Origin of the sequence: Amycolatopsis sp. NPDC006131 (assembly GCF_040614175.1) — a bacterium.
Taxonomy (GTDB): domain Bacteria; phylum Actinomycetota; class Actinomycetes; order Mycobacteriales; family Pseudonocardiaceae; genus Amycolatopsis_E; species Amycolatopsis_E tucumanensis.
Genome location: NZ_JBEXTX010000069.1, coordinates 21170 through 44797, shown reverse-complemented (window position 1 = coordinate 44797; position 23628 = coordinate 21170). Strand labels below are relative to the sequence as shown.

Annotated in this window: 21 protein-coding genes; 14 read left to right on the top strand and 7 right to left on the bottom strand. The window is 71.9% G+C overall.

Annotated elements, in window-relative coordinates:
* Nucleotides 1-149: 149 nt before the first annotated feature.
* A complete protein-coding gene (gene rnhA / locus ABZ215_RS29110; protein ID WP_026153069.1) occupies nt 150-608 on the bottom strand; it encodes a ribonuclease HI in 459 nt (152 codons plus the stop codon).
* A 122-nt stretch (nt 609-730) separates the two neighbouring features.
* On the opposite strand from rnhA, the gene ABZ215_RS29105 reads away from it, so the two are divergent.
* Together ABZ215_RS29105 and ABZ215_RS29100 are read left to right on the top strand one after the other, a co-directional pair.
* Nucleotides 731-1501, top strand: coding sequence for a hypothetical protein (locus tag ABZ215_RS29105; protein ID WP_237338647.1), 771 nt, complete (start codon nt 731-733; stop codon nt 1499-1501).
* Nucleotide 1502: 1 nt separating this feature from the next.
* Entirely contained in the window at nt 1503-3353 is a 1851-nt protein-coding gene (locus ABZ215_RS29100; protein WP_354953103.1) for a DNA/RNA non-specific endonuclease, read from the top strand.
* An 18-nt stretch (nt 3354-3371) separates the two neighbouring features.
* Here ABZ215_RS29100 and ABZ215_RS29095 read toward each other — a convergent pair whose 3' ends face one another.
* Nucleotides 3372-3833, bottom strand: a complete 462-nt coding sequence (locus ABZ215_RS29095) for an STAS domain-containing protein (protein WP_235716219.1) — start codon at nt 3831-3833, stop codon at nt 3372-3374.
* A gap of 114 nt (nt 3834-3947) precedes the next feature.
* Nucleotides 3948-4628: a helix-turn-helix domain-containing protein gene (locus tag ABZ215_RS29090; RefSeq protein ID WP_354953101.1), complete on the bottom strand. Its 681-nt coding sequence runs from the start codon at nt 4626-4628 to the stop codon at nt 3948-3950.
* Between the two features lie 65 nt (nt 4629-4693).
* Between ABZ215_RS29090 and ABZ215_RS29085 the strand changes: the two genes are divergently transcribed.
* The 6 genes from ABZ215_RS29085 to ABZ215_RS29060 all read left to right on the top strand — a co-directional run bounded on the left by ABZ215_RS29085 (nt 4694) and on the right by ABZ215_RS29060 (nt 10418).
* On the top strand, nt 4694-5893 hold the full coding sequence (locus ABZ215_RS29085; protein ID WP_354953099.1) for a styrene monooxygenase/indole monooxygenase family protein: 1200 nt from the start codon (nt 4694-4696) through the stop codon (nt 5891-5893).
* Nucleotides 5894-5913: 20 nt separating this feature from the next.
* The gene (locus ABZ215_RS29080) at nt 5914-6846 is read left to right on the top strand and encodes a helix-turn-helix domain-containing protein (RefSeq protein WP_354953097.1); all 933 of its coding nucleotides are present in this window, start codon (nt 5914-5916) and stop codon (nt 6844-6846) included.
* Between the two features lie 79 nt (nt 6847-6925).
* Nucleotides 6926-8356 (top strand): aldehyde dehydrogenase family protein, encoded by a 1431-nt coding sequence (locus ABZ215_RS29075; RefSeq protein WP_354953095.1) that lies wholly within the window; start codon nt 6926-6928, stop codon nt 8354-8356.
* A gap of 14 nt (nt 8357-8370) precedes the next feature.
* Complete coding sequence (locus tag ABZ215_RS29070; RefSeq protein ID WP_354953092.1) at nt 8371-9594, top strand: styrene monooxygenase/indole monooxygenase family protein; 1224 nt, start codon at nt 8371-8373, stop codon at nt 9592-9594.
* 18 nt (nt 9595-9612) lie between these two features.
* Complete coding sequence (locus ABZ215_RS29065; RefSeq protein ID WP_020420392.1) at nt 9613-9921, top strand: EthD family reductase; 309 nt, start codon at nt 9613-9615, stop codon at nt 9919-9921.
* Nucleotides 9922-9923: 2 nt separating this feature from the next.
* The gene (locus tag ABZ215_RS29060) at nt 9924-10418 is read left to right on the top strand and encodes a flavin reductase family protein (RefSeq protein ID WP_354953090.1); all 495 of its coding nucleotides are present in this window, start codon (nt 9924-9926) and stop codon (nt 10416-10418) included.
* Nucleotides 10419-10445: 27 nt separating this feature from the next.
* Here ABZ215_RS29060 and ABZ215_RS29055 read toward each other — a convergent pair whose 3' ends face one another.
* Complete coding sequence (locus ABZ215_RS29055; RefSeq protein WP_354953088.1) at nt 10446-12425, bottom strand: UvrD-helicase domain-containing protein; 1980 nt, start codon at nt 12423-12425, stop codon at nt 10446-10448.
* Between the two features lie 261 nt (nt 12426-12686).
* The gene (locus ABZ215_RS29050; RefSeq protein WP_237338654.1) at nt 12687-13364 is read right to left on the bottom strand and encodes an MBL fold metallo-hydrolase; all 678 of its coding nucleotides are present in this window, start codon (nt 13362-13364) and stop codon (nt 12687-12689) included.
* A 114-nt stretch (nt 13365-13478) separates the two neighbouring features.
* Here ABZ215_RS29050 and ABZ215_RS29045 point away from each other — a divergent pair, with 114 nt between their 5' ends.
* The 4 genes from ABZ215_RS29045 to ABZ215_RS29030 all read left to right on the top strand — a co-directional run bounded on the left by ABZ215_RS29045 (nt 13479) and on the right by ABZ215_RS29030 (nt 18934).
* Nucleotides 13479-14738, top strand: coding sequence for an acyltransferase (locus tag ABZ215_RS29045; protein ID WP_354953086.1), 1260 nt, complete (start codon nt 13479-13481; stop codon nt 14736-14738).
* A 54-nt stretch (nt 14739-14792) separates the two neighbouring features.
* Nucleotides 14793-17648, top strand: coding sequence for an excinuclease ABC subunit UvrA (uvrA, locus tag ABZ215_RS29040; RefSeq protein ID WP_354953084.1), 2856 nt, complete (start codon nt 14793-14795; stop codon nt 17646-17648).
* 347 nt (nt 17649-17995) lie between these two features.
* Entirely contained in the window at nt 17996-18457 is a 462-nt protein-coding gene (locus ABZ215_RS29035; RefSeq protein WP_354710822.1) for a hypothetical protein, read from the top strand.
* Between the two features lie 21 nt (nt 18458-18478).
* Nucleotides 18479-18934 carry an SRPBCC family protein gene (locus ABZ215_RS29030; protein WP_354953082.1) on the top strand — a complete coding sequence of 152 codons (456 nt, stop codon included), beginning with the start codon at nt 18479-18481 and terminating at the stop codon, nt 18932-18934.
* Here ABZ215_RS29030 and ABZ215_RS29025 read toward each other — a convergent pair.
* Together ABZ215_RS29025 and ABZ215_RS29020 are read right to left on the bottom strand one after the other, a co-directional pair.
* Nucleotides 18912-19838 (bottom strand): ferulic acid esterase, encoded by a 927-nt coding sequence (locus ABZ215_RS29025; RefSeq protein WP_354953080.1) that lies wholly within the window; start codon nt 19836-19838, stop codon nt 18912-18914. The two genes, ABZ215_RS29030 and ABZ215_RS29025, sit on opposite strands and share 23 nt — an antisense overlap.
* Nucleotides 19838-21148, bottom strand: a complete 1311-nt coding sequence (locus ABZ215_RS29020; RefSeq protein WP_020420400.1) for a C4-dicarboxylate transporter DctA — start codon at nt 21146-21148, stop codon at nt 19838-19840. The genes ABZ215_RS29025 and ABZ215_RS29020 overlap by 1 nt, the downstream gene beginning before the upstream one ends.
* Before the next feature lie 202 nt (nt 21149-21350).
* On the opposite strand from ABZ215_RS29020, the gene ABZ215_RS29015 reads away from it, so the two are divergent.
* Together ABZ215_RS29015 and ABZ215_RS29010 are read left to right on the top strand one after the other, a co-directional pair.
* A complete protein-coding gene (locus ABZ215_RS29015) occupies nt 21351-22958 on the top strand; it encodes a sensor histidine kinase (protein ID WP_354953078.1) in 1608 nt (535 codons plus the stop codon).
* Nucleotides 22955-23626: a response regulator gene (locus ABZ215_RS29010; protein WP_020420402.1), complete on the top strand. Its 672-nt coding sequence runs from the start codon at nt 22955-22957 to the stop codon at nt 23624-23626. Before ABZ215_RS29015 ends, ABZ215_RS29010 begins: the two co-directional genes overlap by 4 nt.
* The last annotated feature ends 2 nt before the right edge of the window (nt 23627-23628 follow it).

The following is a 23628-nucleotide window of genomic DNA, read 5'->3' as shown; positions in this document are numbered from 1 at the left end:
CGCCGGGAGATCACCCGCGCCGGGAGATCACCCGCGCCGGGAGATCACCCGCGCCGGGAGATCACCCGCGCCGGGAGATCACCCGCGCCGGGAGATCACCCGCGCCGGGAGAGTCACCCCTCCGCCGGGGGATCACTTCGCGGGGGAAATCACCCGCGCCCGGCGGCTTCCTTCGCGCCGCGCACGGCGAGCTTGTCCGCGCGTTCGTTCTCGGGGTGTCCGGCGTGCCCCTTGACCCAGTGCCACTGCACCTCGTGCGCGCCGATCGCCGCGTCCAGGCGTTGCCACAGGTCCGCGTTCTTCACCGGCTCGCGGCTCGCCGTCTGCCAGCCGTTCGTCTTCCAGCGCGGCATCCACTGCGTGACGCCGTTGCGGACGTAGCTCGAGTCCGTGTACACCCGCACCACCGAGGGCCGCGTCAGCGCCTCCAGCGCGCGGATCGGCGCCATCAGCTCCATGCGGTTGTTCGTCGTCGTGCCGGGCTCGCCGCCGTAGAGCTCCTTCTCGTGCCGTCCGTAGCGCAGCACCGCGCCCCAGCCGCCCGGCCCGGGGTTCCCGCTGCACGCGCCGTCGGTGTAGATGTCCACGACCGGCCCGTCCTCCTGCACGCGCGGAAGCGTAGCAGCGGCAACGAATCGTTCACCCCACGGCCACACCCGATCAAGTAACTTCCGCGCCCCGGCCGCGACTCCAGGAGGAGGCCCTCCGGACTCACCCGCGGGAGTGGATCATGCGTTACCGGCCCATCGGCAGCGATCCCCTGGACGGGCGGCTCGGCCGCTACATCCCGGACGACTGGCGCCACCTGGAGAACTACCCGATCACCGCGCTGCCGGAGGTGGACCGCCCCAGCGCCGTGCCCGTGGTGATCGGCGTCAACTGGTACGAGGCGTTCGACGAGCCGGAACGCGACGAGCGGTCCGGCGAGATCTTCATCGGCCACCGCCGCGACCTCGGCGCCATCCGGGGCGGGCACTGCGTCTGCCTGGAACCGGGCGGCAGCCCCGACACCGACGACTGGTACCGCTTCTACGACCAGGGCAGCGAGGGCGCGTGCGTCGGTTTCGGCTGGTCGCGCTGCATGACCCTGCTGAACAAGGGCCTGTATGCCGCGCGCTGGCTGTGGGACCGCGCCAAGGAACGCGACGAGTGGCCGCAGACCAACCCCGGCGACGACGAGGGCACCTCCGTCCGCGCCGCCGCCGAAGTGCTCGTCGCCGCCGGTCATGTGGACTGGCAGGAGGACTTCGCCAGGGACGACTCGGGCGAGCGCGCCGGCTACGAGCCGGACGTGGCCGACGGAATCCTCGCGTTCCGCTGGGCGACCTCCGCCGCGGAGGTGCACCAGGTGCTCGCCAACTCGCGCGCCGACGAGCTGAACGCCGTGCCGATCCTCAACTCCTGGGGCGGCAACTACCCGCACCGGGTGTGGATGCCCGACGAAGTCCTCGACCGGCTCATCGGCGAAGACGGCGAAGTCGCGATCCCGACGGACCGCTGACATGACCGCCTACCCGGACCGCGACGCGGTCGAGAAGCGCGTGCACGAGCGCGAGGACGAACGCCTGCGCAAGATCGCCATCCTGGCCGAGCCGTTCGGGCTCGCGAAGGCCGACGACCCCGGCCGGGTCGCCACCCGCATCGACCGGCTGAGCCGGTCCCGCCCGGACGTCCGCCCGGTCGACCCGGTTGCGATCGCGGAGGGGGAGGAGGGCGCGCTGCGCGACGCGGGCACCGTGCTGGAGCGGATCATCCGCACCGACGACCTGCTCGGTGTCGGCTACCTCGAAGGCGGGGTGCGCGCGGCGAAGGCGGTGGGCCGCATCTCCATCCGCGACGACCGCGGCCGCCTGCGCGGCTACGGCACCGGATCGCTGGTGTCGCCGGAGCTGCTGCTCACCAACCACCACGTGCTCGCCGACGCCGCGACCGCCGCGTGCAGCGTCGTCGAGTTCGACTACCAGGACGGCGCCGACGGCCTGCCGTTGCCGGTGCGGCTGTTCGCGCTGGACCCGAAGCGGTTCTTCGCGGCCGACCAGGGCCTGGACTTCGCGCTCGTCGCGGTCCGGGCCACCGCCGCGGAACTCGCCGCGTTCGGGTTCAACCGGCTCGTCGAGGCCGAGGGCAAGGCGATCGTCGGCGACTACGTGACGATCGTGCAGCACCCGAACGGCGAGCGGAAGCAGATCGCGTTGCGGGAGAACCGGATCGTCGACGTGCTGGAGCGTTTCCTGCACTACGAGACGGACACCGAACCGGGCTCGTCGGGCTCGCCGGTCTTCAACGACCAGTGGGAGATCGTGGCGCTGCACCACGCCAGCGTCGCCGCGCCGCGGCAGGGCGAACTGGGCGGCGTTGTCAACGAGGGGGTGCGCGTCAGCCGCCTGCTGGCCGCCCTGCGCGCCCGCACGTTCCCGCCCGCGCAGCAGGCCCTGCTGGCCGGCGTGTTCGGCGAGCCGTCGCCGGTGGTCGCCGCGCCCGTCACCGAGGCCATCCGCATCGACCCGGACTACGGCAACCGGTCCGGTTACGACCCGGATTTCCTGGCCGGGCACCGGGTTCCGCTGCCCGAGCTGTCCCCGGACCTGGCGCCGCTGGCCGCGGTGAACCGGCAGGCCACGAGCGAGCCGAAGCACGTGCTGCCCTACCACCACTTCAGCGTGGTGCTGAACAAGCAGCGCCGGCTCGCGTTCTTCACCGCGGTCAACATCGACGGCGCCACGAGCGTCCGGTTGCGCCGGGAGAAGGACAAGTGGTCGCTGGATCCGCGGGTGCCGGAGGAGGAGCAGACCGGTGAGCCGGTCTACGCGGACAACCCGCTCGACCGCGGGCACCTCGTGCGCCGGCTCGACCCGGCGTGGGGGCCGTCGCGGGAAGCGGCGAAGTCGGCCAACGACGACACCTTCCACTTCACCAACTGCACGCCGCAGCACGAGGACTTCAACCAGAACCGCACGACGTGGGCGGGGCTGGAGGACTACGTCCTGGAGAACGCCGACAACCGGGACCTGCGGGTCAGCGTCGTCACCGGCCCGGTGTTCGCCGCCGACGACGACCAGTACCGGGGCGTGCAACTGCCGCGGCAGTTCTTCAAGGTGGTGGCGATGGTCCGGCAGGACGGCAGCCTGTCGGCCACCGGCTACCTGCTCAGCCAGGAACAGCTGTTGCAGGGCCTGGAGGCCGCGGCCGAGTTCTCCTACGGCGCCTACCGCACGTTCCAGGTGCCGGTCCGGCGCATCGAGGACCTGACCGGGCTGTCGTTCGGCCCGCTCCGCGACGCGGATCCGCTGGGGCAGCAGGAATCGGCGACGACCGCGAAGGAGGTCGGCGGGCCCGCGGACCTGGTCCTCTAGGGCGTCACGCCCGCGGCGTCACCAGGGCGCCCGCCCGACGTTCTGCTCCGCGACGTGCCGCAGCACGATGTCCTCGGCGGGCTCGTCGGCGGCGGGCAGGCTGTGCAGCATCCCCGCCGCGCGCAGCGCGCGTTCGACCGGGCGGGCGCCGGTGCCGGTGACCCGCAGGGCGGCGCCGCGGCGCGCGGCGGCCTGCTGGGTCTCGACGAGCACCGTCAGCCCGGCCGTGCCGAGGAAGGTGACCTCGGACAGGTCCAGCACGAGCAGCGTCACCGGCCCGCGCAAGCGGTGCCCGATGACCGCCGACAGTTCAGGCGCGGTGGCCAGGTCGACGTCGCCGCCGACCTCGACGAGCAGGGTGTGCGGCGCGGGCTGGGACACGTCGACCGTGAACGCGCCGGCGTCCGGGGCCTGGGTCGATCGGGGAACCGGAATGGCCCCCTGCGTGACGGGGGCGGAGCGGGTTTCCGGAGAAGCCATGAGCACGGCCTCCACACTGCGCGGCGAGCGCCTGTCGGATACGTCAAGACGGCTACCTGCTCAACCGCAGGCCCGATGCTACCCCCGCGGCACCACTTCTGCGAGGCGCCCAGGTCAGCGGCCGGCGAGCTGGGCGGCCGCGGCGTGCAGGCCGGTCAGCGCGGCCTCCTCGTCGAGGCGGCCGGGCACGAACAGCACGCACGCGCTCGCCACGCGGCCGGCCCGCAGCGAGACGGGCACCGCGAGCGCGCCGATGCCGGCCAGCACCTCGCCGGTGGTGCGCACGTGGCCCAGCTCGCGGGCCAGGGTGACCTCGGGCCGTTCGTTCGGGCGCGGCGGGAGCGCGGCGAGCAGGGCGAGACCGGGCGCGCCGCGCGTGATCGGGTGGCGCACACCCGGCCGGTAGGACACCGGGCCTGCCGCGGCCGGCGGTTCGACGGTGACCAGCGTGAGCGCCTCCTCGCCGTGGGGGACGGCGAGGAACGCGACGGTCCCGGTGGCCTCGGCGACCGGCGTGAGCGCGGAGTGCGCCAGCGACTGCAGGTCCGAGCGCACGGCCGAGGCGACGGTGAGCACGGCCAGGCCCACCTCGTAGCGGCCCGCCGCGTCGCGCTGCAGGTAGCCGTGCGCCTCCAGCGTGCACAGGACGCGGTAGGCGATCGACCGGTGCAGGCCGGTGACCTCGGCGATCGTCGCCGTCGTGCACGGGGCGTGCTCGGCGACGGCCTCGAGCACGGCCAGTCCCCGTTCGAGTGTTTGCAGCCCCGCGCCGCCGACGACCTTGCCTTCTGCCATGCCGCCCTCGTACTGTTCTCTCAGAAATAGAACTCTCTGCTCGATAATAGAGTAAGGACAGCGTCGTGACCACGGTCGGCATCGTCGGGGCGGGCATCGCCGGGCTGCACCTCGGCCTGGCCCTGCGTGCCGCCGACGTCCCGGTCACGCTGTACGCCGACCGGCCCTTCGACGAGCTGGCCGCCGGTCCGCTGCTCAACACGGTCGCCCACCACCACCCATTGCTGGAACGCGAGCGGGCGCTCGGCGTGCACCACTGGCCCGCGGCGGAGTTCGGATACCGGGCGCACCACCACTGGATCGGCGGCCTCCGCTTCACCGGCCGGTTCACCCACCCGTCGTGCGCCGTCGACCACCGCCTCTACCTGCCGCGGCTGGCCGAGGACCTGGCCGCGCGCGGTGGGCACGTCGAGGTGCGCGAGGCCGGCCCGCGCGACCTGGGCGCGCTGGCCCGGCGGCACGAGCTGCTCGTCGTCGCGTCCGGGCGGGGCGCGCTGAGCGGCCTGTTCCCGCGCCGCCCCGAGCACAGCCCGCATGACGCGCCACGCCGGCTGGTGTGCGCCGGTCTGTACACCGGCATCGCGCCTGCCGAACCGGCCGCGGTCACCATCGGCGTCGCGCCGGGCCAGGGCGAGCTGCTGGAGATCCCGCTGGTGTCCCGGCACGGCCCGGTCACCGCGCTGCTGTTCGAGAACGTGCCGGGCGGCGACCTCGCGGTGCTGAACGAGCTGTCCCCGGCGGACGATCCGGCGCTGTTCCGCAAGACCGTGGTGGAGAAGCTGCACGAGCACCACCCGGCGACGGCCGAGCGCCTGCTCGGCGACTTCGCCCTCACCGACCCGCGCGACCTGCTGCAGGGCGCGGTCACGCCCGCGGTGCGGGAGGACTTCCTGTCGCTGGGCGACGACAGGTTCGCCCTCGCGCTCGGCGACGCCCACGTCGTCGTCGACCCGGTGATGGGGCAGGGCGCGAACATCGCCGCCTACAGCGCGGCCGTGGTCGCCGCGGAGATCGCCGCCGAAACCGTCTACGACGAGGTGTTCTGCCGCCGGGTCGCGCGGGCGCGCGAGGAGGTTCTGCTGGGCGCGTCGGCGTGGACGAACCTGGTGCTGGACCCGCCGCCGTGGCTCGGCGAGCTGTGGCGGGGCCTGGCGGACGACCCGCGCCGCGCGGACGAGTTCACCGACAACTTCGACCACCCGGACCGGCAGTGGCGCGCGCTGGCCACCCGGCGCCGGGTGCGGGCGTTCCTCGACGGAAGCTGACCGGGAGAGCGGAGGACAACGTGGTCCACACAGCGACGAAGATGCTGAGCACGCGGGCGGCGCCCGGCGGCGAGAGCGTCGACTACTGGCGGCACGTCATCTCCGACGCGTTCGTGCCGCTGGAGGCGGCCGCGCCGGAGCCGTCGTTCCGCGGCGAGGTGCGCATCGACCGCCTCGGCTCGACCTTGGTGTCCAGAGTGGACGCCGGTCCGCACCGCGTCCGCCGCACGAAGGCGATGATCGGCGCGAGCGAACGCGGCTACTACAAGCTGGGCCTGCAGGTGCGGGGCAGCTGCCTGCTCGTGCAGGACGACCGGGAGGCGCTGCTCGGGCCAGGCGACTTCGCGTTGTACGACACCGACCGGCCCTACACGCTGGCCTTCGGCGAGCCGACCTCGATGGCGGTGTTCATGTTCCCGCGCGAGCGGCTGCGCCTCGGCGCCGGGGGAGCGCGGCAGGTACTGGGGCAGCCGATCCGCGGCGACGACGAGCCGGGTTCACTGCTGTCGCCGCTGTTCCGCCGGCTGGTGCGCCAGCTGGGCGGCGCCGCGTCGCCGATCCCGCTGGCCGACGCCGTGCTGGACCTGCTGGCCGCGCTGCTGACCGAACAAGCGGGCGCGGCGCCGGATTCGCTCGTCCTGCAGGCCCAGTCCTACATCGACACGCACCTGTCCGATCCGGACCTGTGCCCGGATTCGGTCGCCGCCGCGCTGCACATCTCCACCCGGTACCTGCAAAAGCTGTTCGCCGAGCAGGGCACCGGTGTCGCGAGCTGGATCCGCACCCGGCGGCTGGAGCAGTGCCGCCGCGACCTGTCCCGGCCGGAGCTGACCCGCCCGGTGAGCGCGGTGGGCGCCGCGTGGGGCCTGCCGGACGCGGCACACTTCAGCCGCGCCTTCAAGGCCGCTTATGGGCTCAGCCCTCGGGAGTTCCGCGCCCAGGCGCTGTCCTGACGCCCGGCCGTTCGCGAATCGTCAAGAAGCGTTCGCCTGAGGGAAAGACCGGCAGGGCCGCGCCGCGCAGGATGGTCCCATGAACCTGACCGGGCAACTGCTCATCGGCGGCGAGTGGACGGCCGCAGCGGGCGGAGGCGTATTCGAGACCGTCGACCCGGCCACCGCGCGGCCCATCGGCACGGTCGCCGACGCGCGACAGGCCGATGTGGACAGTGCCGTCGCCGCCGCCCGCGCCGCGTTCGAACCGTGGCGCCGCCTCAGCCCCGCCGCCCGCGCGCGCATCCTGTGGCGCGTCGGCGACCTGATCGACGAGCACGCCGACGAACTGGCCGCGCTGGAGACCCGCGACCAGGGGCAGCCGATCGGCATCGCGCGGAACGTGTCGGTCGCCGCGGCCGCCGAGCACTTCCGCTACTACGCGGGCTGGGTCACCAAGATCGAGGGCGAGACCTCGCCGGTGTCCGTCCCGGACGTCCTCCAGTACACCCGCCGCGAGCCGGTCGGCGTGTGCGCGCTCATCACGCCGTGGAACTTCCCGCTGATGATCGCGTCCTGGAAGCTCGCCCCGGCGCTCGCCTGCGGCAACACCGTCGTCGTCAAGCCCGCCGAGCAGACCCCGCTCACCACGTTGCGCCTGGCGCGGCTGATGGTCGACGCCGGTGTCCCGGCCGGCGTGCTCAACGTGCTCACCGGCGGCCCGGAGGCCGGCCGCGCACTGGTGGACCACCCGGACGTGGACAAGGTGTCGTTCACCGGCTCCACCGACGTCGGCCGCGAGATCGTCCGCGGCAGCGCGGGCAACCTCAAGCGGGTGTCGCTGGAACTGGGCGGCAAGGCGCCCGCCGTCGTCCTGCCCGACGCCGACCTGCCCGCCGCGGTCCAGGGCTGCTTGCAGGGCGCGCTGCTCAACTCCGGCCAGGTGTGCGCCGCCTACACGCGGTTCTACGTGCACAGCTCCCTGGTGGACGAGTTCGGCGACCGGCTCGCGCGGGCCGCCGAGAAGATGGTCATCGGCCCCGGCCTGGACCCCACGACCCAGCTGGGCCCGCTCGTCTCGGCCGACCACCTGTCCGCTGTGGACACGGCCGTGCGCAAGGCCGCCGCCGAGGGCGCCCGCATCGCCACCGGCGGCGAAACCACCGGCAGCGACGGCTACTTCTACCGCCCGACCGTCCTCACCGGAGTCACCGACGACATGGCCGTCGCCCGCGACGAGATCTTCGGCCCGGTGCTCGCGGTGCTGCCGTTCGACGACACCGACGAAGTGGTGCACCGCGCCAACGACACCGAATACGGCCTCGCCGCGTCCGTGTGGACCCGCGACGTCAGCGCCGCGCACCGGCTCGCCGACGCCATCCGCGCCGGCACCGTCTTCATCAACATGCCCAACCCCGTCGACGCGGCGGCGCCGTGGGGCGGGTTCAAGTCCAGCGGGTGGGGCCGCGAGATGGGCAGGCACGCCATCGAGCTGTACACCGAGATCAAGAGCGTCTGGACCCACCTGTGAGGAGAGGAGCGACCATGCCGAACATCGGCATCATCGGCGCCGGGATCGCCGGCCTGCAGCTGGGACTGCTGCTGCGCAAGCACGACGTCCCGGTGACGATCTACACCGACAAGACCGCGGCCCAGCTGGCCGGCGGGCGGCTGCTCAACAGCGTCGCCCACCACGCGCCGACGCTGAAGCGCGAGCGCGAGCTGGGCATCGACTTCTGGCCGGTGGACGAGTACGGCTACTCCTGCCACCACCACTACGTCGGCGGTCCCGAGCCGATGTCCTGGCGCGGCGACTTCGCCGAGTGGTCCAGCGCCGTCGACTACCGCCTCTACCTGCCCAAGCTCACCGAGGCGTTCGAGGAGCGCGGCGGGCGGCTGGAGGTCCGGACGCTGCAGGCCGAGGACATCGAGCCGATCGCCGACCGGCACGACCTGCTCGTCGTCGCCGCCGGTCGGGGTGCGTTCGCCGCGTTGTTCCCGCGCCGCCCGGAGCTGAGCCCGTATGACGGGCCGCAGCGGATCCTGTCCGTCGGCCTTTACCAGGGCATCACCTACTCGGAGCCGAAGGGCGTCACCATCAGCGCCTCGCCCGGGCACGGCGAGCTGCTGGAGATCCCGATGTACGGCAAGGACGGGTTCACCACCGCGCTGCTGTTCGAGAACGTGCCGGGCGGCGACCTGGAGATCCTCGGCCGCCAGTCCTACGACGCCGACCCGAAGGCGTACGAGCGGCTCGTGCTGGACAAGCTCGCCAAGCACCACCCGCAGACGTTCGAACGCGTCGACCCGGCGAGCTTCGCGCTGACCGGCCCGCTGGACATCCTGCAGGGCGCGCTGACGCCGACCGTGCGGCAGGACTACGCGAAGCTGCCGAACGGCAAGTTCGCGCTGGCGATCGGCGACGTGCACACCGTGGTCGACCCGGTCGTCGGGCAGGGCGCGAACTCGGCGTCGCACTCCGCGTGGGTGACCGGGCACGCGATCCTGGAGGACTACGGGTTCGACGAGCTGTTCTGCCAGGACGTGGCCGCGCGCCGCGCCGACGTCGTGCTGGGCGCGGCGAACTGGACCAACCTGATGATCGGCCCGCCGCCGGAGCACCTGCTGCGCCTGTTCGGCGCGATGCACGCGGACAAGGCGATCGCCGACGAGTTCACCAACAACTTCGACTACCCGGACCGGCAGTGGCGCATCCTCGCCACCGCCGAGCGCACGAACGAGTTCCTGGCCCGCCACGCGAAGGCCTGAGGAAGGGAGTTTTTCCGCATGTACCGGCTGACCGTGTTGTACCCGCCGCCGGCGGACCCGGAGCACTTCAAGCAGTACTACGTCAGCACGCACCTGCCGCTCGCGGCGCAGCTGCCCGGCCTGCGGGCCATGCGGTACAGCTTCGACGTGGCCGCGATGGGCGGGGAGAGCCCGTACTTCGCGATCTGGGAGGGCGAATTCGACTCGGCGGAGGCGATGGCCGCGGCGATGTCCTCGGAGCAGGGCCAGGCTGTGGCCGGGGACGTGCCGAACTACGCGACGGGCGGGGCGCAGATCCTGCACTACGCGCCCGTCGAAGGCTCGTGACCGTGGGCGTGGCGACCGACCCGCGCCGGTTCCGCACGGCGATGGGCCGGTTCGCCACCGGGGTCACGGTGATCACGACGCGGACCGCCGAGGGGCACGTGCACGGCATGACCGCGAACGGGTTCCTGTCGGTGTCGCTGGACCCGCCGCTGATCCTGGTGTCGCTCGGCGCGTGCACGATGGCGCGGCACCTCGAGGCGGGCGACCGGTACGCGGTGACCGTGCTGTCCGCGGAGCAGGAGGAGGTGTCCCGCCACTTCGGCGGGCGCCCGTCCCTGTCGGTGGAGTTCGCGTCGGAGGGCGCGTACGACTTCGTCCCCGGCGGCCTGGCGTTCATCGGCTGCCGGATCGTGGACCGCCACCCCGCCGGGGACCACACGCTGTTCCTCGGGGAGGTCGAGCACCTGGCCTACCGGGACGGCGCACCGCTGCTCTTCTACACCGGCTCGTACCGGACACTGCACGCCGGCCTGACGGAGGACGTGTTCTTCTACTGAGCGCGACCGCCGGCTGGGCTTGACGTTTCAGCCGGCGGTTCCGGCGGTGCGTTCGCAGACGCTGCCCCACCACACGAAATCCCGTGCCCGCGTGGCGGCCACAAGACGCTGCCTGTTCCGCAACTCGGTGGATTCCTCTCGCGCAGCGCTGCTCGGCCTGTCCCCGCCGTCGAACTGCACCACCAGGACTGCGCGGAACTCGAGTCCTTTCGCGCGGTGCACGGTGCCGATCTTCAGCCGGTCGTCGGGGGCGCCGGTGTAGTCCTCGAGGGGCAGGGTCGCGATTCCGGCCTCGTGCAGGAGTTTCCGGCACCGAACAAGGTCCCGGTGGTGGAACACGATCAGGGCGGTCTGCCCGAGCGGCGCCGGCATGGTCGCGATCTGATCCAGTAGCGCGGCGGGAAGCTCGGCGGCGGGGCCGGACCAGGACCGGCACTCACCTCCGCCGTTGATCGCCTCGACCTGGCCGAGAACGACTCCCGGCCCGCCGTCGAGATCGTCGACCTCGTTGGTCGCGTCCAGACCCCGCGCGAAGTCGAGCACACCCCTGCGGTTGCGGTAGTTGACCCGGACGACCTCACCTCGTCCTTGAACCGGGATGCCGGCGTCGGAGAGCCGCCAGCCGCCCGGGTAGACCTGCTGTTGCCCGTCGCCGACGAGCAACAAGCGGTTCGGTCCATCACCGGCCAGACGTCGCAACAGCCGGAGCCCGGTCAGGGTGATGTCCTGCACCTCGTCGACGGCGATCGCGGCGTAGCCCTGGGCCAGGGGCTCCCGGCGGAGTTCGACGTCCCCGAGCTGAATCATGTCGTTGTAGTCGTGCAGGTCGCGCTCGGCGAGTTTGGTCTGGTAGGTCTCGTAGAGCTCCCAGACGAGCTCCTTGTGGCGCGCGTCCAGCCGCAGTTTCCGGCCTCGCCGGGGAGCGTGGAGGTATTCCTCGAACGTGGTCAGCCCTCGGCCTTTGATGACGCGATCGACCTCTGCCCGCCAGTAGTCGATCGACGGTTCGAGCTCCCGCAGGCTCGCGCGGTGCACGGTCCAGGCACGGGCGAAGGCCGTGTTGATGCCGCGGGTGCTGACCCGGACCGCACGTCCACGGGACTGGAGGAAGCGTCGAAGCCAGGCGTGCAGATGCAGGAACTCGACGCGTTCGGCGACTTCGGGCGCGAGCCGCCGGAAGGACGCCGCGTGCACGGTGGGAAGATTCCGGACGAACGTGGTGAACAGGAGCGGCCCGGTGCTGTTCCGCGCGAGGCGGCGCAACCTGTGCAGCACCACCACCGTCTTCCCGGTTCCGGCCGGACCGCTGATTCTGGCCGGCCCGTTGTAGTCGCGAGCCACGATCGCGTGCTGGTGCGGGTGCAGGAACGTCAGCCAGCTGTCGAAGGGGCGTGCTTGCGCCGCTTCGACCTCGTTCTCCGCGAGGCTCGCCGCATCGAGCAGACCGGCGGTCTCGGGCCGCGCCTCGGGCGGGTCCACCGCCAGGCGTGCGTAACCGGAGAGGAGATCCCCCGCCTGCCGTGCGACGACGCCCACCTGACGCCGGGTGAGGTGCGCGTCTTCGCGGCGGAACAACCGCGCGAGGTCGGTCTCCGGCAGCGACCAGTGCGGCCCGGCCGCCCGGGCCGTTCGCCCCGCGCCCGTCCCAGGGCCGACGATGACGCGATGAATCGCGCTGACCGGCACGACTCGTCCACGTTGGTCTGCAATGCCCGCGCAGCGTTCTTCGGCGTAGCGGAACACCGTCCGCGCGGTCTGCTCGCGCACGCGCTCTTCAGTGATGATCAGGGCAAAGATGCCGTTGGCGTTGATGAGGAACGCGTCGGGCCTGTTCCCGGCGCGTTCGTGCAGGTTTTCGCGGACGAAGAGGTGCGCGTTTCCCACCGTGCGGGCCAGTAGCGCGCCGAGGACCCTGCGTGGCAGGGAATCGAGCCGGGGGAAGCTCGACTCCAGCAACCGGACCGATTCCTGATACACGCGGCGTTCGGCGTGCTTGCTCAGGTTCACGCGTTCTCCCGAAGTCGCCACTTACCGCATGCACGCTATTACGCTGCGCGCTGGTCAGCGCTCGAATCTCGAGGCTTCACTCGGATGGCGCAGGAGAATGTCCGGGTTGAGCGCGGACGTTCCGGGCGGGCGAAGTCGGCCGCTTGCCGGCTGGGCGCGGCCCACCGCGGGGACACGTACCCAAGTGGAGGGCGCAGGTGGATGAGGGGCGCGCCGACGGGGACGCGCCCCTCATCTGCCCGATGAATTGCGGTCGGGCGATCACCAACCGCGCTCGCGCCACTCCGCCAGCTTCGGCCGCTCCGCGCCGAGCGTCGAGTCGTCCCCGTGGCCCGGGTAGAACCACGTCTCGTCCGGCAGCCGGCCGAACACCCGCGTCTCCACGTCGCCCAGCAGGGACTGGAAGTCCTCCGGCGAGTTCGTCTTCCCGACGCCGCCGGGGAACAGCGAATCGCCCGTGAAGAGGTGCGTGCTGCCGTCCGTGTCGCGGTACAACAACGCGATCGAGCCCGGAGTGTGCCCCCTCAGGTGAATCACCTCGAGCGTGCAGTCACCCACCGTGAGGGTGTCGCCGTCCTCGACCAGAAAGTCCGGGGGGACCGGCAGCACCGAAGCGTCCAACGGGTGAGCCGCCGTGTTCGCTCCGTACGCGCCCGCCACCGCGCCCAGCGCTTGCCAGTGGTCGGCGTGCTGGTGGGTGGTCACGATCGTGCGCAGCGCGGGACGGTCGGGCCCGTGACCGATGAGGTCCGAGATCCGCTCCGGGTCCGCCGCGGCGTCGATCAGCAGCGCCTCGTTCTGCCTGCGACAAACCAGCAGGTAGGCGTTGTTGTCCATGGGGCCGACCGACAGCTTGGTGATGGCCAGCCGGTCCAGCACGCGCCGGGCCGCGTCCCCGCCCGGCTCCACGTGGCCGGTGTAGTCCTCTACGACGTTCACGCCGCCAACCGTAGTCGCCGCGCCACATCGCGTTCCACCCGTTCAGGTTGGTCTCGGATCGGTAACGTAGGCTCCGAGCGTCCCCGAACCCGATCTTGCGAGACGCCCCGAGACGTGCCGAGCTTCCTCCCCGAGAACCCCCGCGCCAGCACCCGCCGCATCAGCTGGGACGCCGTCCGCGTCCTGGCGGTCCTGGCCGTGATGCTGGGTCACATCACCCACCAGGGCCCGCTGGCCCACACCGAGCTGAACGACTACCCGGTCAAGGTCACCGCCCAGTTCGGCGCCGCGATCCTGATGGTCGTCTCCGCGTTCTTCGTGTGCCAGACCGTCCGGCGCGGCGACAGCGGGCGGTGGATGTGGAAGAAGGCCGCCCGGCTCGTCCCGCCGTACCTGGTCGCGGTGCTGCTGACCTACTTCGTGATGCGCTGGGCGGACGCCTCGTTCAACGGCCAGGAGTTCGGCAGCCACTGGTGGGACAAGCTGTTCGGCCCCACCACCGACGGCGTGGCCTGGGCGAGTTCCTGGTACGTGCCGGTCGGCTGGGACCTCCTCGTCAACCTGACCATGATCCAGGGCTGGCACCAGGGGTTCATCTGGCTCGACGGCTCCTACTGGACGCTGCCCGTCCAGCTGATGGTCTTCGCCGGCGCCGCGCTGCTGTGGTCGCGCACCCCCTGGTTCCGGTCGCCGCACGCGGCGCGGCACGCGAAGCTGCTCGCCTGGGCGATGGTCGTCGTCCCGCTCGTCCTGCGGTTCTGGGTGTTCGGCGTCACGAACCCCTCACCGTGGGCGTTCGCCGTCGTCTTCGGGTTCGGGCTGCACCGGCTGCACGCGTTCGCCGCCGGCGTCGCGGTGTGGCTCTGGTCGCGCGACCGGTTGTCCACGCCGCACCTGGCGCTGCTGCTCGCCGCCGTCGTCGCCGCGCAGGACCTGCACCTCTACCCGTTCCACGTGGCGTTGCCCACGGACCCGTCGCGGCTGCCCTCCATCATCGGGTTCGCGCTGGTGCTCGTCCTGGTGTGCGCCGCGGCGAAGGGCCCGGACTGGACGTTCCTGCGCCCGCTGGCGCCGGTCATCGGCTGGTTCGCCGGAATTTCCTACGGCGTGTACCTGTTGCACCAGGAGCTGGGCTACATCCTGGCCAAGGCGCTGCAACTCGCGGGACTGCCGGGCTGGGCGCGGCTGCCGCTCGTGCTGGGGGCGGCGATCGGCGCCGGGTGGCTGCTCACGAAGTTCGTCGAACGGCCGGCCCACCGCTGGCTGACCACGCCGCGCGGCGCGACCGCGCCGCCGCCCCGGAGGGCTCCGGACGACCTCGTCCGCGAGGAGCCGACCGGTCCGGCTCCGGTTTCTGTCGGTGGGTCGTCCTAGCATGGATGCGGCTGGCTGATCCGGCCGTCACATTCCAGGGAAGGGACCTCATCCGTGGCTGATCGCCTCGTTGTTCGCGGTGCGCGCGAGCACAACCTCCGCGGCGTCGACCTCGACCTGCCCCGGGACAGCCTGATCGTGTTCACCGGCCTGTCCGGGTCGGGCAAGTCGAGCCTGGCCTTCGACACGATCTTCGCCGAGGGGCAGCGGCGGTACGTGGAGTCGCTGTCGGCGTACGCCCGGCAGTTCCTGGGGCAGATGGACAAGCCGGACGTCGACTTCATCGAGGGCCTGTCGCCCGCGGTGTCGATCGACCAGAAGTCCACCTCGCGCAACCCGCGCTCCACCGTGGGCACCATCACCGAGGTCTACGACTACCTCCGGCTCCTCTACGCGCGCGCGGGCAAGCCGCACTGCCCGCAGTGCGGTGAGCCGATCAGCAATCAGACCCCGCAGCAGATCGTTGACCAGGTGCTGGCCATGGAGCAGGGCACCCGGTTCCAGGTGCTCGCGCCGGTCGTGCGCGGCCGCAAGGGCGAGTACCTCGACCTGTTCAGCAACCTCCAGCAGCAGGGCTACTCGCGGGCGCGCATCGACGGGCAGGTGTACCAGCTCACCGACCCGCCGAAGCTGAAGAAGCAGGAGAAGCACCACATCGGCGTCGTGGTCGACCGGCTGACGGTCAAGTCCTCGGCGAAGCAGCGGCTGACCGACTCGGTCGAGACCGCGCTGCGCCTGGCGGACGGGCTGGTCGAGCTGGAGTTCGTCGACCTGCCGGAGGGCGACCCGCACCGCATCCGCGGGTTCTCCGAGAACCTCGCCTGCCCGAACGGCCACCCGCTGGCGATCGAGGACCTCGAGCCGCGCTCGTTCTCGTTCAACTCGCCCTACGGCGCGTGCCCGGAGTGCACCGGCATCGGCATCCGCAAGGAGGTCGACCCGGAGCTGGTGGTGCCCGACGACGAGCTGTCGCTGGCCGAAGGCGCGATCGCGCCCTGGTCGGGCGGGCAGAGCGCCGAGTACTTCCAGCGGCTGCTGGAGTCGCTGTCGGAGACCATCGGCTTCCGCATGGACACGCCGTGGCGCAAGCTGCCCGCGAAGGCGCAGAAGGCGGTCCTGCACGGCGTCGACGAGCAGGTCCACGTCCGCTACCGCAACCGCTACGGCCGCCAGCGCAGCTACTACGCGAGCTTCGAGGGCGTCATCCCGTTCCTGGAGCGGCGGCTGGACCAGACCGAGTCCGAGTACATGCGCGAGCGGTACGAGGGCTACATGCGCGAGGTGCCGTGCCCGGCGTGCCAGGGCAGCAGGCTCAAGCCGGAGATCCTCGCGGTCACCCTGGAGCACGCCGAGCGCGGCGAGCGGTCGATCGCCGAGGTGTGCGCCCTGTCCATCGAGGAGGCCTCGGAGTTCCTCGACGGCCTCAAGCTGGGGCAGCGCGAGGCGATGATCGCCGGCGCGGTGCTGAAGGAGATCCAGGCGCGGCTGCGCTTCCTGCTCGACGTCGGCCTGAACTACCTGTCGCTGGACCGCGCGTCGGCCACGCTGTCCGGTGGTGAGGCCCAGCGCATCCGGCTGGCCACCCAGATCGGGTCCGGGCTGGTGGGCGTGCTGTACGTGCTGGACGAGCCGTCGATCGGCCTGCACCAGCGTGACAACCGCCGTCTGATCGACACGCTGACCAGGCTGCGCGACCTGGGCAACACGCTGATCGTAGTCGAGCACGACGAGGACACCATCCGCGCCAGCGACTGGGTGGTCGACATCGGCCCCGGCGCGGGCGAGCACGGCGGGCACATCGTCCACAGCGGACCGTTCGCGAAGCTGCTCAAGAACAAGAAGTCGCTGACCGGCCAGTACCTGTCCGGGCAGGAGGTCATCCCGGTGCCGGCGATCCGGCGGCCGGCGAACAAGAAGCGGCAGCTGACCGTGGTCGGCGCGCGTGAGCACAACCTGCGTGGCGTGGACGTGTCGTTCCCGCTGGGCTGCCTGGTGTCGGTCACCGGCGTGTCCGGGTCGGGCAAGTCGACGCTGGTCAACGACATCCTCGCGACGGTGCTGGCGAACAAGCTCAACGGCGCCCGCCAGGTGCCGGGACGGCACACCCGCGTGCGCGGCCTGGACCACGTGGACAAGCTGGTGCGCGTCGACCAGTCGCCGATCGGCCGCACGCCGCGGTCCAACCCGGCGACCTACACGGGTGTGTGGGACCACGTGCGCAAGCTGTTCGCGGCCACCACCGAGGCGAAGGTGCGCGGCTACCAGCCGGGCCGGTTCTCGTTCAACGTCAAGGGCGGCCGCTGCGAGGCGTGCGCGGGCGACGGCACGATCAAGATCGAGATGAACTTCCTGCCCGACGTGTACGTGCCGTGCGAGGTCTGCAAGGGCGCCCGGTACAACCGCGAGACGCTCGAGGTGCACTACAAGGGCAAGACGGTCTCCGACGTCCTCGACATGCCGATCGAGGAGGCCGCCGAGTTCTTCGAGCCGATCAAGGCGATCCACCGGCACCTGCAGACGCTGGTCGACGTCGGCCTCGGCTACGTGCGGCTGGGCCAGCCCGCGCCGACGCTGTCCGGCGGCGAGGCGCAGCGCGTGAAGCTCGCGTCCGAGCTGCAGAAGCGCTCGACCGGCAAGACGGTGTACATCCTCGACGAGCCGACCACCGGCCTGCACTTCGAGGACATCCGCAAGCTGCTCGGCGTCATCAACGGCCTGGTGGACAAGGGCAACAGCGTGATCGTGATCGAGCACAACCTCGACGTGATCAAGACCTCCGACTGGGTCATCGACCTGGGCCCGGAAGGCGGCTCCGGCGGAGGCACCGTCGTCGCCGAGGGCACGCCGGAGCACGTCGCCACGGTCGAAGGCAGCTACACGGGCAAGTTCCTGCAGGAACTGCTGAACTGATTCGGGCGCGCCGCGCGGCCGGCCAGCCGTGCGGCGCGTTCCCGGCCGCGTCCGGACAGTGCGGTGCCGGGCGCACCGGCACCGCGCCGGGCTGGTGACCGTCGTGGGCGGCGATCCGCTCCTGGCTCGCCGGACACCGCCGTACGCCAGGCGGTGCGGGCCGGTTCGGAGCTGCCGAAAAGCCCGGCGGCGCGGTCCGGCACGGTGTCGCGCCTCGCGCATCCGCCTGCCGGCGCTCCCGGCACGCGGCCAAGCGTGCCGGGCCGGTGAACTGCGGAGCACGCCCTCTCGTGTCAATGGGATGACCCGGTCGCCGTGCACCGGGCTCGCACCGCGGGAGGTGCCCGATGACCCGCCTGCTCGTCGCCGTGATCGTGGCGGTGTTCGCGTCCGCGTGCGGCCCGGCTGCGCCGGAGCGCCCGCCCGCCGATCTGCGCGTCGCCGTCATCAGCGGGCTCGGGGAGGTCGTCGCCGACGACCAGGGCCGCACGCTCTACCGCTTCGAGCTGGACAGCGCGTCACCACCGGCGAGCAACTGCGCCGGCGCCTGCGCGACCCTGTGGCCGCCGGCAGCCGCCGGTGCCGCCGCGCCGACCACCGACGGGATCGACCGCGCGCTCGCCGGGGTTCTCGTCCGCCCGGACGGCGTGCGGCAGCTCACGCTCGGGGGCCGGCCGCTGTACCGCTACGCCAACGACACCGCACCCGGCCAGGTCAACGGCCAGGGCGTCGACGGCACCTGGTTCGTGGTCGCCCCGTCCGGGGCGAAGGTGACCGCCACCCCCGCCGACGGCGGGTCCGGCTATTGATCTTGGCGGATACTCGATGGCATGCGGGTCAACGCCTACCACTTCCGGGACACCTGGCTGCTCTCCGCGCCCGCGTGCGCCGTCTTCGAGGTGGTCACCGATGTCGCCGGGTATCCGCTCTGGTGGCCGGACGTGCGGGAGGTCACCCGGGTCGACGAGGACACCGCTCAGCTCGTCTGCCGCGCCGCGCTGCCGTACGCGCTCGTCGTTCGCATGCGCCGGGCCGAGCAGGATCCCGATCGCGGCCGCCTGCGCGTCCACCTGACCGGCGACCTCGAAGGCTCGCTCGCGGCGGTCGTCCTGGGCAGGCCGGGCGGCACCCGGCTGGAGATCACCCAGCGGGTCCTCGCCACGAAACCGCTGCTGCGCACCCTCTCCCCGCTGGCCCGACCGGTGTTCCGCGCCAACCACGCCCTGATGATGCGGCGTGGCCGGCGCGGACTCCAGCACCACCTCAGCGCAGCGGGTGCGCGCTGAAGAACCGCAGGATCACCGGCGTCGCGTCGATCACCGACGGGACGTCCGAATCCGGGTTGGGCGCGGTGCTCGGCCAGTCGTGGCCCAGGCCCTCGACCCGGTAGTGCACGACGTCCGCATCACAGGACCGCCACCGCTCGACCCGCACCCCGTCGCCGAGGTCACGCACCACGGGTTCCGGGGCGCACCCGTCGCGCGACGCCCAGCCCGCCAGCCAGTCCGGAATGGACGGCAGCCCGCGCGCCGGATCGCCAGCGTAAGGAATTGTCGTGTCCGCGGTGCCGTGGAAGTCCAGCACCGGCGCCGGCCGCGACGGGTGGCACTCGCCGCCCTGCGGGTAGAACGCCCCGGACACCGGCGCGAACGCCGCGATCCGCCCGCTCAGCCGGCAGGCCAGCACCCCGGTGAACCCGCCGCCGTTGGACTTGCCCGCCGCGAACACGCGCCGCGGATCGACGCACAGCTCTCGCTGCACCTGGTTCAGCAGGTCGCTGGTGAACAGCACGTCGTCCGCGGCGGCCGAGTACGGCGCGCCCGTCCACGCGCTCTTCCCGTCGGTCCCGGTCAGACCCTGCGGGTAGACCGCGATCACCGACCGGCCGGAGAAGCCGGACAGCTCCTCCTGGTACTCGGCGGTGCGGCCGTGCCCGTGGAAGGACAGGACCAGCGGATCCGGCCGGTCGGGCCGGTAGTCCGCCGGAACGTGCAGCAGATAGCTGCGCGTGAGCCCGCCCGAGGTGACGGTGCGGGTCACGCTCTGTCCCGCCGGCACCGGTGCGGGGTGGCCGCAGCCGGCGGAAGGCACGGGAAATCCGACGATCCCCGACGCGGTGGCGGCCGGAGCGGCCAGGAGTGTGCTGGTGATCGCGGCGACCACCGCGATCACCAGCCGCCGGGCGCGCATCAGACGCCGGCCTTCACGGGCTCCCGCGCCGGCTCGGCCGCGGGGTGGTCGTCCACCAGCGTGGTCTCGTTGAACGGGTCCTGCCCGGACAGCACCCGCTGGGCCCGCGACCGGTCGAACTCCTTGGTCCAGGACCCGATGACGACCGTCGCCACGGCGTTGCCCGCGAAGTTGGTCACCGCGCGCGCCTCGGACATGAACCGGTCGATGCCGAGGATGAACCCGACGCCGCCGACCAGATCCGGCCGGTGCGACTGCAGCCCGCCCGCCAGGGTCGCCAGGCCCGCGCCGCTCACGCCGGCCGCACCCTTCGACGCGATGATCATGAACACCAGCAGGGAGATCTGCTCGCCGACGGACAGCGGGCTGCCCTGCGCGGTGGCGATGAACAGCGTCGCCATCGTCAGGTAGATCGCGGTGCCGTCCAGGTTGAACGAGTACCCGGTCGGCACCGTGATGCCGACGACCGGCTTGGACACGCCCAGGTGCTCCATCTTCGCGATCAGCCGCGGCAGCGCCGACTCCGACGACGACGTCGACACGATCAGGATGAACTCGCGGGTGAGGTACCGCAGCAGGCTGAAGATGTTGATCCGCGCGCCCAGCCACAGGATCGCGCCGAGCACGATCACCACGAACAACGCGCACGTGACGTAGAACCCGACCATCACCACCGCGAGGCTCTTCAGCGCGTTCCACCCGGTCGCGCCCACCACCGCGGCGATCGCGCCGAACGCGCCCACCGGCGCCGCCCACATGATCATCGACAGGATGCGGAACACGAGCTTCTGGATGTGCTCGATGCCGCGCAGGATCGGCTTGCCCGCCTCACCCATCTTCTGCAGCGCGAAGCCGGCGAGCAGCGCGACCAGCAGCGTCTGCAGCACCGAACCCTCGGTGAACGACGACACCAGCGAGGTCGGGATGATGCCGAGCACGAAGTCGGTGGTGCCCTCGCTGCCCTTGCTGGCCTGTTCCTGCGCCTTCGCGATCGACGACGGGTCCAGGTGCAGGCCGCTGCCCGGGTGCAGCAGGTTGCCCACGATCAGGCCGATGGCCAGCGCGAACGTCGACATCACCAGGAAGTAGCCGATGGCCATCAGGCCGACCTTGCCGACCTTCGCGGCCTTGGCGACCGACCCGATGCCGAGCACGATCGTGCAGAAGATGATGGGGGAGATCATCATCTTGATCAGGTTCACGAACCCGGTGCCGAGCCAGGCGAGGCTCTTGCCGAAGCCGGGGAACAGGATCCCGACCGCGACACCGAGGACGACCGCGGCGATGACCGCGAGGTAGAGGTAGTGCATCCGGTCGCGGCGCGGCTTCGCGCCGGCCGGTGGTGCCGTAGGCAACGTTGCCTCCTGTGGGGACGTGACGCGCCCAGTCCGGCGCAGTTCGCGTGGAACTATCGGCCACGGGTATGACCGCGGTCACCGTTGTGTTCATAGAGTTCGCGGCGCGACCGGCGTCCCCGGGCGGCCGGCCCGGCCGGTGTGCTGGGATGGCGGGGTGCGGATCACGAGCAGGCGCTGGAGCCTCGCGCGGCAGCTGCTCCTGCTGCAGGTGGCGGGAGTGGCCGTGCTGGTCGCGGTCGGGGCGCTGCTGGCCTACTTCGACGCCGCCCGCGCGGTGGAGGCCCGCGCGCAGGACAAGGTGGTCGCCATCTCGAGCACCCTCGCCGACTCGCCGACGGTGCTCTCCGCGTTGAGACTGCCCGCTCCGAGCACCGAACTGCAACCCTTCGCCGAGCAGGTGCGGCGCGACACCGGGGTCGACTTCATCACGATCATGGACCCGGACGGCATCCGCTACACCCACCCGAACCCGGAGCTGATCGGGCAGCGGTTCCTCGGCACGATCGACGTCGCGCGGCAGGGCCGGGTCTACACCGAGACCTACACCGGCACGCTCGGCCCGTCGATGCGCGCGGTGGTGCCGGTGTTCGACGCGGAGCGGCGCGTGGTCGCGCTGGTGTCGGCAGGCATCAAGGTCGACGCCATCTCGGCGGCGCTGGCGCAGCGGATCTGGACGCTCGCCGCGGTGGCCGGCGCGGCCCTGGTGGTGGGCATCGCGGGCAGCTACCTGGTCAGCAGCAGGCTGCGGCGGCAGACCCGCGGTCTCGCCCCGGCCGAGCTGAGCAGCATCTTCGCCTACTACGAGGCGACCCTGCACGCGGTGCGCGAGGGGCTCGTGCTGGTCGGCGCGGACGAGCGGGTGGTGCTGTGCAACGACGCCGCCCGCGAGCTGCTCGGCCTCGGCGCGGACCCGACCGGCAAGCCGGTCACCGAGCTGGGGCTGCCGCCGAGCCTGGTCGGAGCGCTGCGGGGCCAGGAGCCGCGGCGCGACGAGATCCACCTGACCGACGTGCGGGTGCTGGTGGTGAGCACCGCGCCGGTGCGGTCCCGCGCCCGCGCGAAGGACCACGGCACCGTCGTCACCCTGCGTGACCACACCGACCTGCAGCTGCTCACCGGCGAGCTGACCACCGCGCGCGGGCTCGCCGAGTCGCTGCGGTCGCAGGCGCACGAGGCGGCCAACCGCCTGCACACGGTGGTGTCCCTGGTGGAGATGGGCCGCACCCAGGAAGCGGTCGAGTTCGCCACGGCGGAGCTGGAGATCGCGCAACGGCTCACCGACCAGGTCGTCGGCGCGGTGTCCGAACCGGTGCTGGCCGCGCTGCTGCTCGGCAAGACCGCCGAGGCCAGCGAGCGCGGCGCCGAACTGGTGCTGACCGAGGACACCGCCATCGAGGACACCGACACCGGCATCGAGCCGCGCGACCTGATCACCGTGCTGGGCAACCTGATCGACAACGCGATCGACGCCGCCATCGAGGCCGCGGGTGAGCGGCCGGAGCGGCCGCGGGTCACGGTGACCGCGAAGATCGAGGGGGAGGAGCTGCTGTTGCGGGTCGCCGACAACGGCCGGGGCGTGCCGGACGAGGCGCGGCGGCGCGTGTTCGAGCGCGGCTGGACGACCAAACCGGACGGTCACGGACTGGGCCTGGCGCTGGTCGGGCAGGTGGTGCGGCGCAACGGCGGACGGGTGGACGTGGCCTCCGGCGAGGGCGCGGTGTTCACCGTGCGGCTGCCGGTGCGGCAGGAGGTGCCGCGGTGATCCGGGTGCTCGTGGTCGAAGACGACCCGGTCGCCGCCGAGGCGCACCGGACCTACGTGGAGCGGGTCGCCGGGTTCACCGTCGCCGCGGTCGTCCACTCCGGCGCGGAGGCGCTGCGGTTCTTCGAGCGCGACACCGCCGACCTGGTGCTGCTCGACTTCTACCTGCCCGACACGCACGGCCTCGCGGTGTGCCGGGCGTTGCGGGCCGCGGGCAACCTGGTGGACGTCATCGCGGTGACCTCGGCTCGGGACCTGGCGGTGGTGAAGGCCGCCGTGTCGGTCGGGATCGTGCAGTACCTCATCAAACCGTTCACCTTCGCCTCGCTGCGGGACAAGCTCGACCGGTACGCGAAGTTCCGGGAAAGTTTCGGGGAAACCGGCGAGGTCGGGCAGTCCGAGGTGGACCGGGCGTTCGCGGCGCTGCGCTCGCCGGTGGCGACGGCCCTGCCCAAGGGGATGAGCGGGCAGACCCTGGACGCGGTGGTCTCGGCGCTGCGGGACGAACCGGACGGGCTGTCCGCGGGCGCGGCCGCCACCGCGACGGGGGTGTCCCGGGTGACCGCGCGGCGGTACCTGGAATACCTCGCGGACAACGGACTCGCGCGACGAGAGCCGCGATACGGACAGGTCGGGCGGCCCGAGGTTTGGTACCGGGCCGTGACGTGAAG

Excerpts from the sequence above, each read along its gene's own strand:
- ABZ215_RS29095 (WP_235716219.1), bottom strand. The coding sequence starts at position 3,833 with ATGGCTTCTCCGGAAACCCGCTCCGCCCCCGTCACGCAGGGGGCCATT.
- ABZ215_RS29075 (WP_354953095.1), top strand. The coding sequence starts at position 6,926 with ATGAACCTGACCGGGCAACTGCTCATCGGCGGCGAGTGGACGGCCGCA.
- ABZ215_RS29025 (WP_354953080.1), bottom strand. The coding sequence starts at position 19,838 with ATGCGCGCCCGGCGGCTGGTGATCGCGGTGGTCGCCGCGATCACCAGC.
- ABZ215_RS29020 (WP_020420400.1), bottom strand. The coding sequence starts at position 21,148 with ATGCACTACCTCTACCTCGCGGTCATCGCCGCGGTCGTCCTCGGTGTC.
- ABZ215_RS29035 (WP_354710822.1), top strand. The coding sequence starts at position 17,996 with ATGACCCGCCTGCTCGTCGCCGTGATCGTGGCGGTGTTCGCGTCCGCG.
- ABZ215_RS29100 (WP_354953103.1), top strand. The coding sequence starts at position 1,503 with ATGACCGCCTACCCGGACCGCGACGCGGTCGAGAAGCGCGTGCACGAG.
- ABZ215_RS29030 (WP_354953082.1), top strand. The coding sequence starts at position 18,479 with ATGCGGGTCAACGCCTACCACTTCCGGGACACCTGGCTGCTCTCCGCG.
- ABZ215_RS29070 (WP_354953092.1), top strand. The coding sequence starts at position 8,371 with ATGCCGAACATCGGCATCATCGGCGCCGGGATCGCCGGCCTGCAGCTG.
- ABZ215_RS29065 (WP_020420392.1), top strand. The coding sequence starts at position 9,613 with ATGTACCGGCTGACCGTGTTGTACCCGCCGCCGGCGGACCCGGAGCAC.
- ABZ215_RS29105 (WP_237338647.1), top strand. The coding sequence starts at position 731 with ATGCGTTACCGGCCCATCGGCAGCGATCCCCTGGACGGGCGGCTCGGC.
- ABZ215_RS29090 (WP_354953101.1), bottom strand. The coding sequence starts at position 4,628 with ATGGCAGAAGGCAAGGTCGTCGGCGGCGCGGGGCTGCAAACACTCGAA.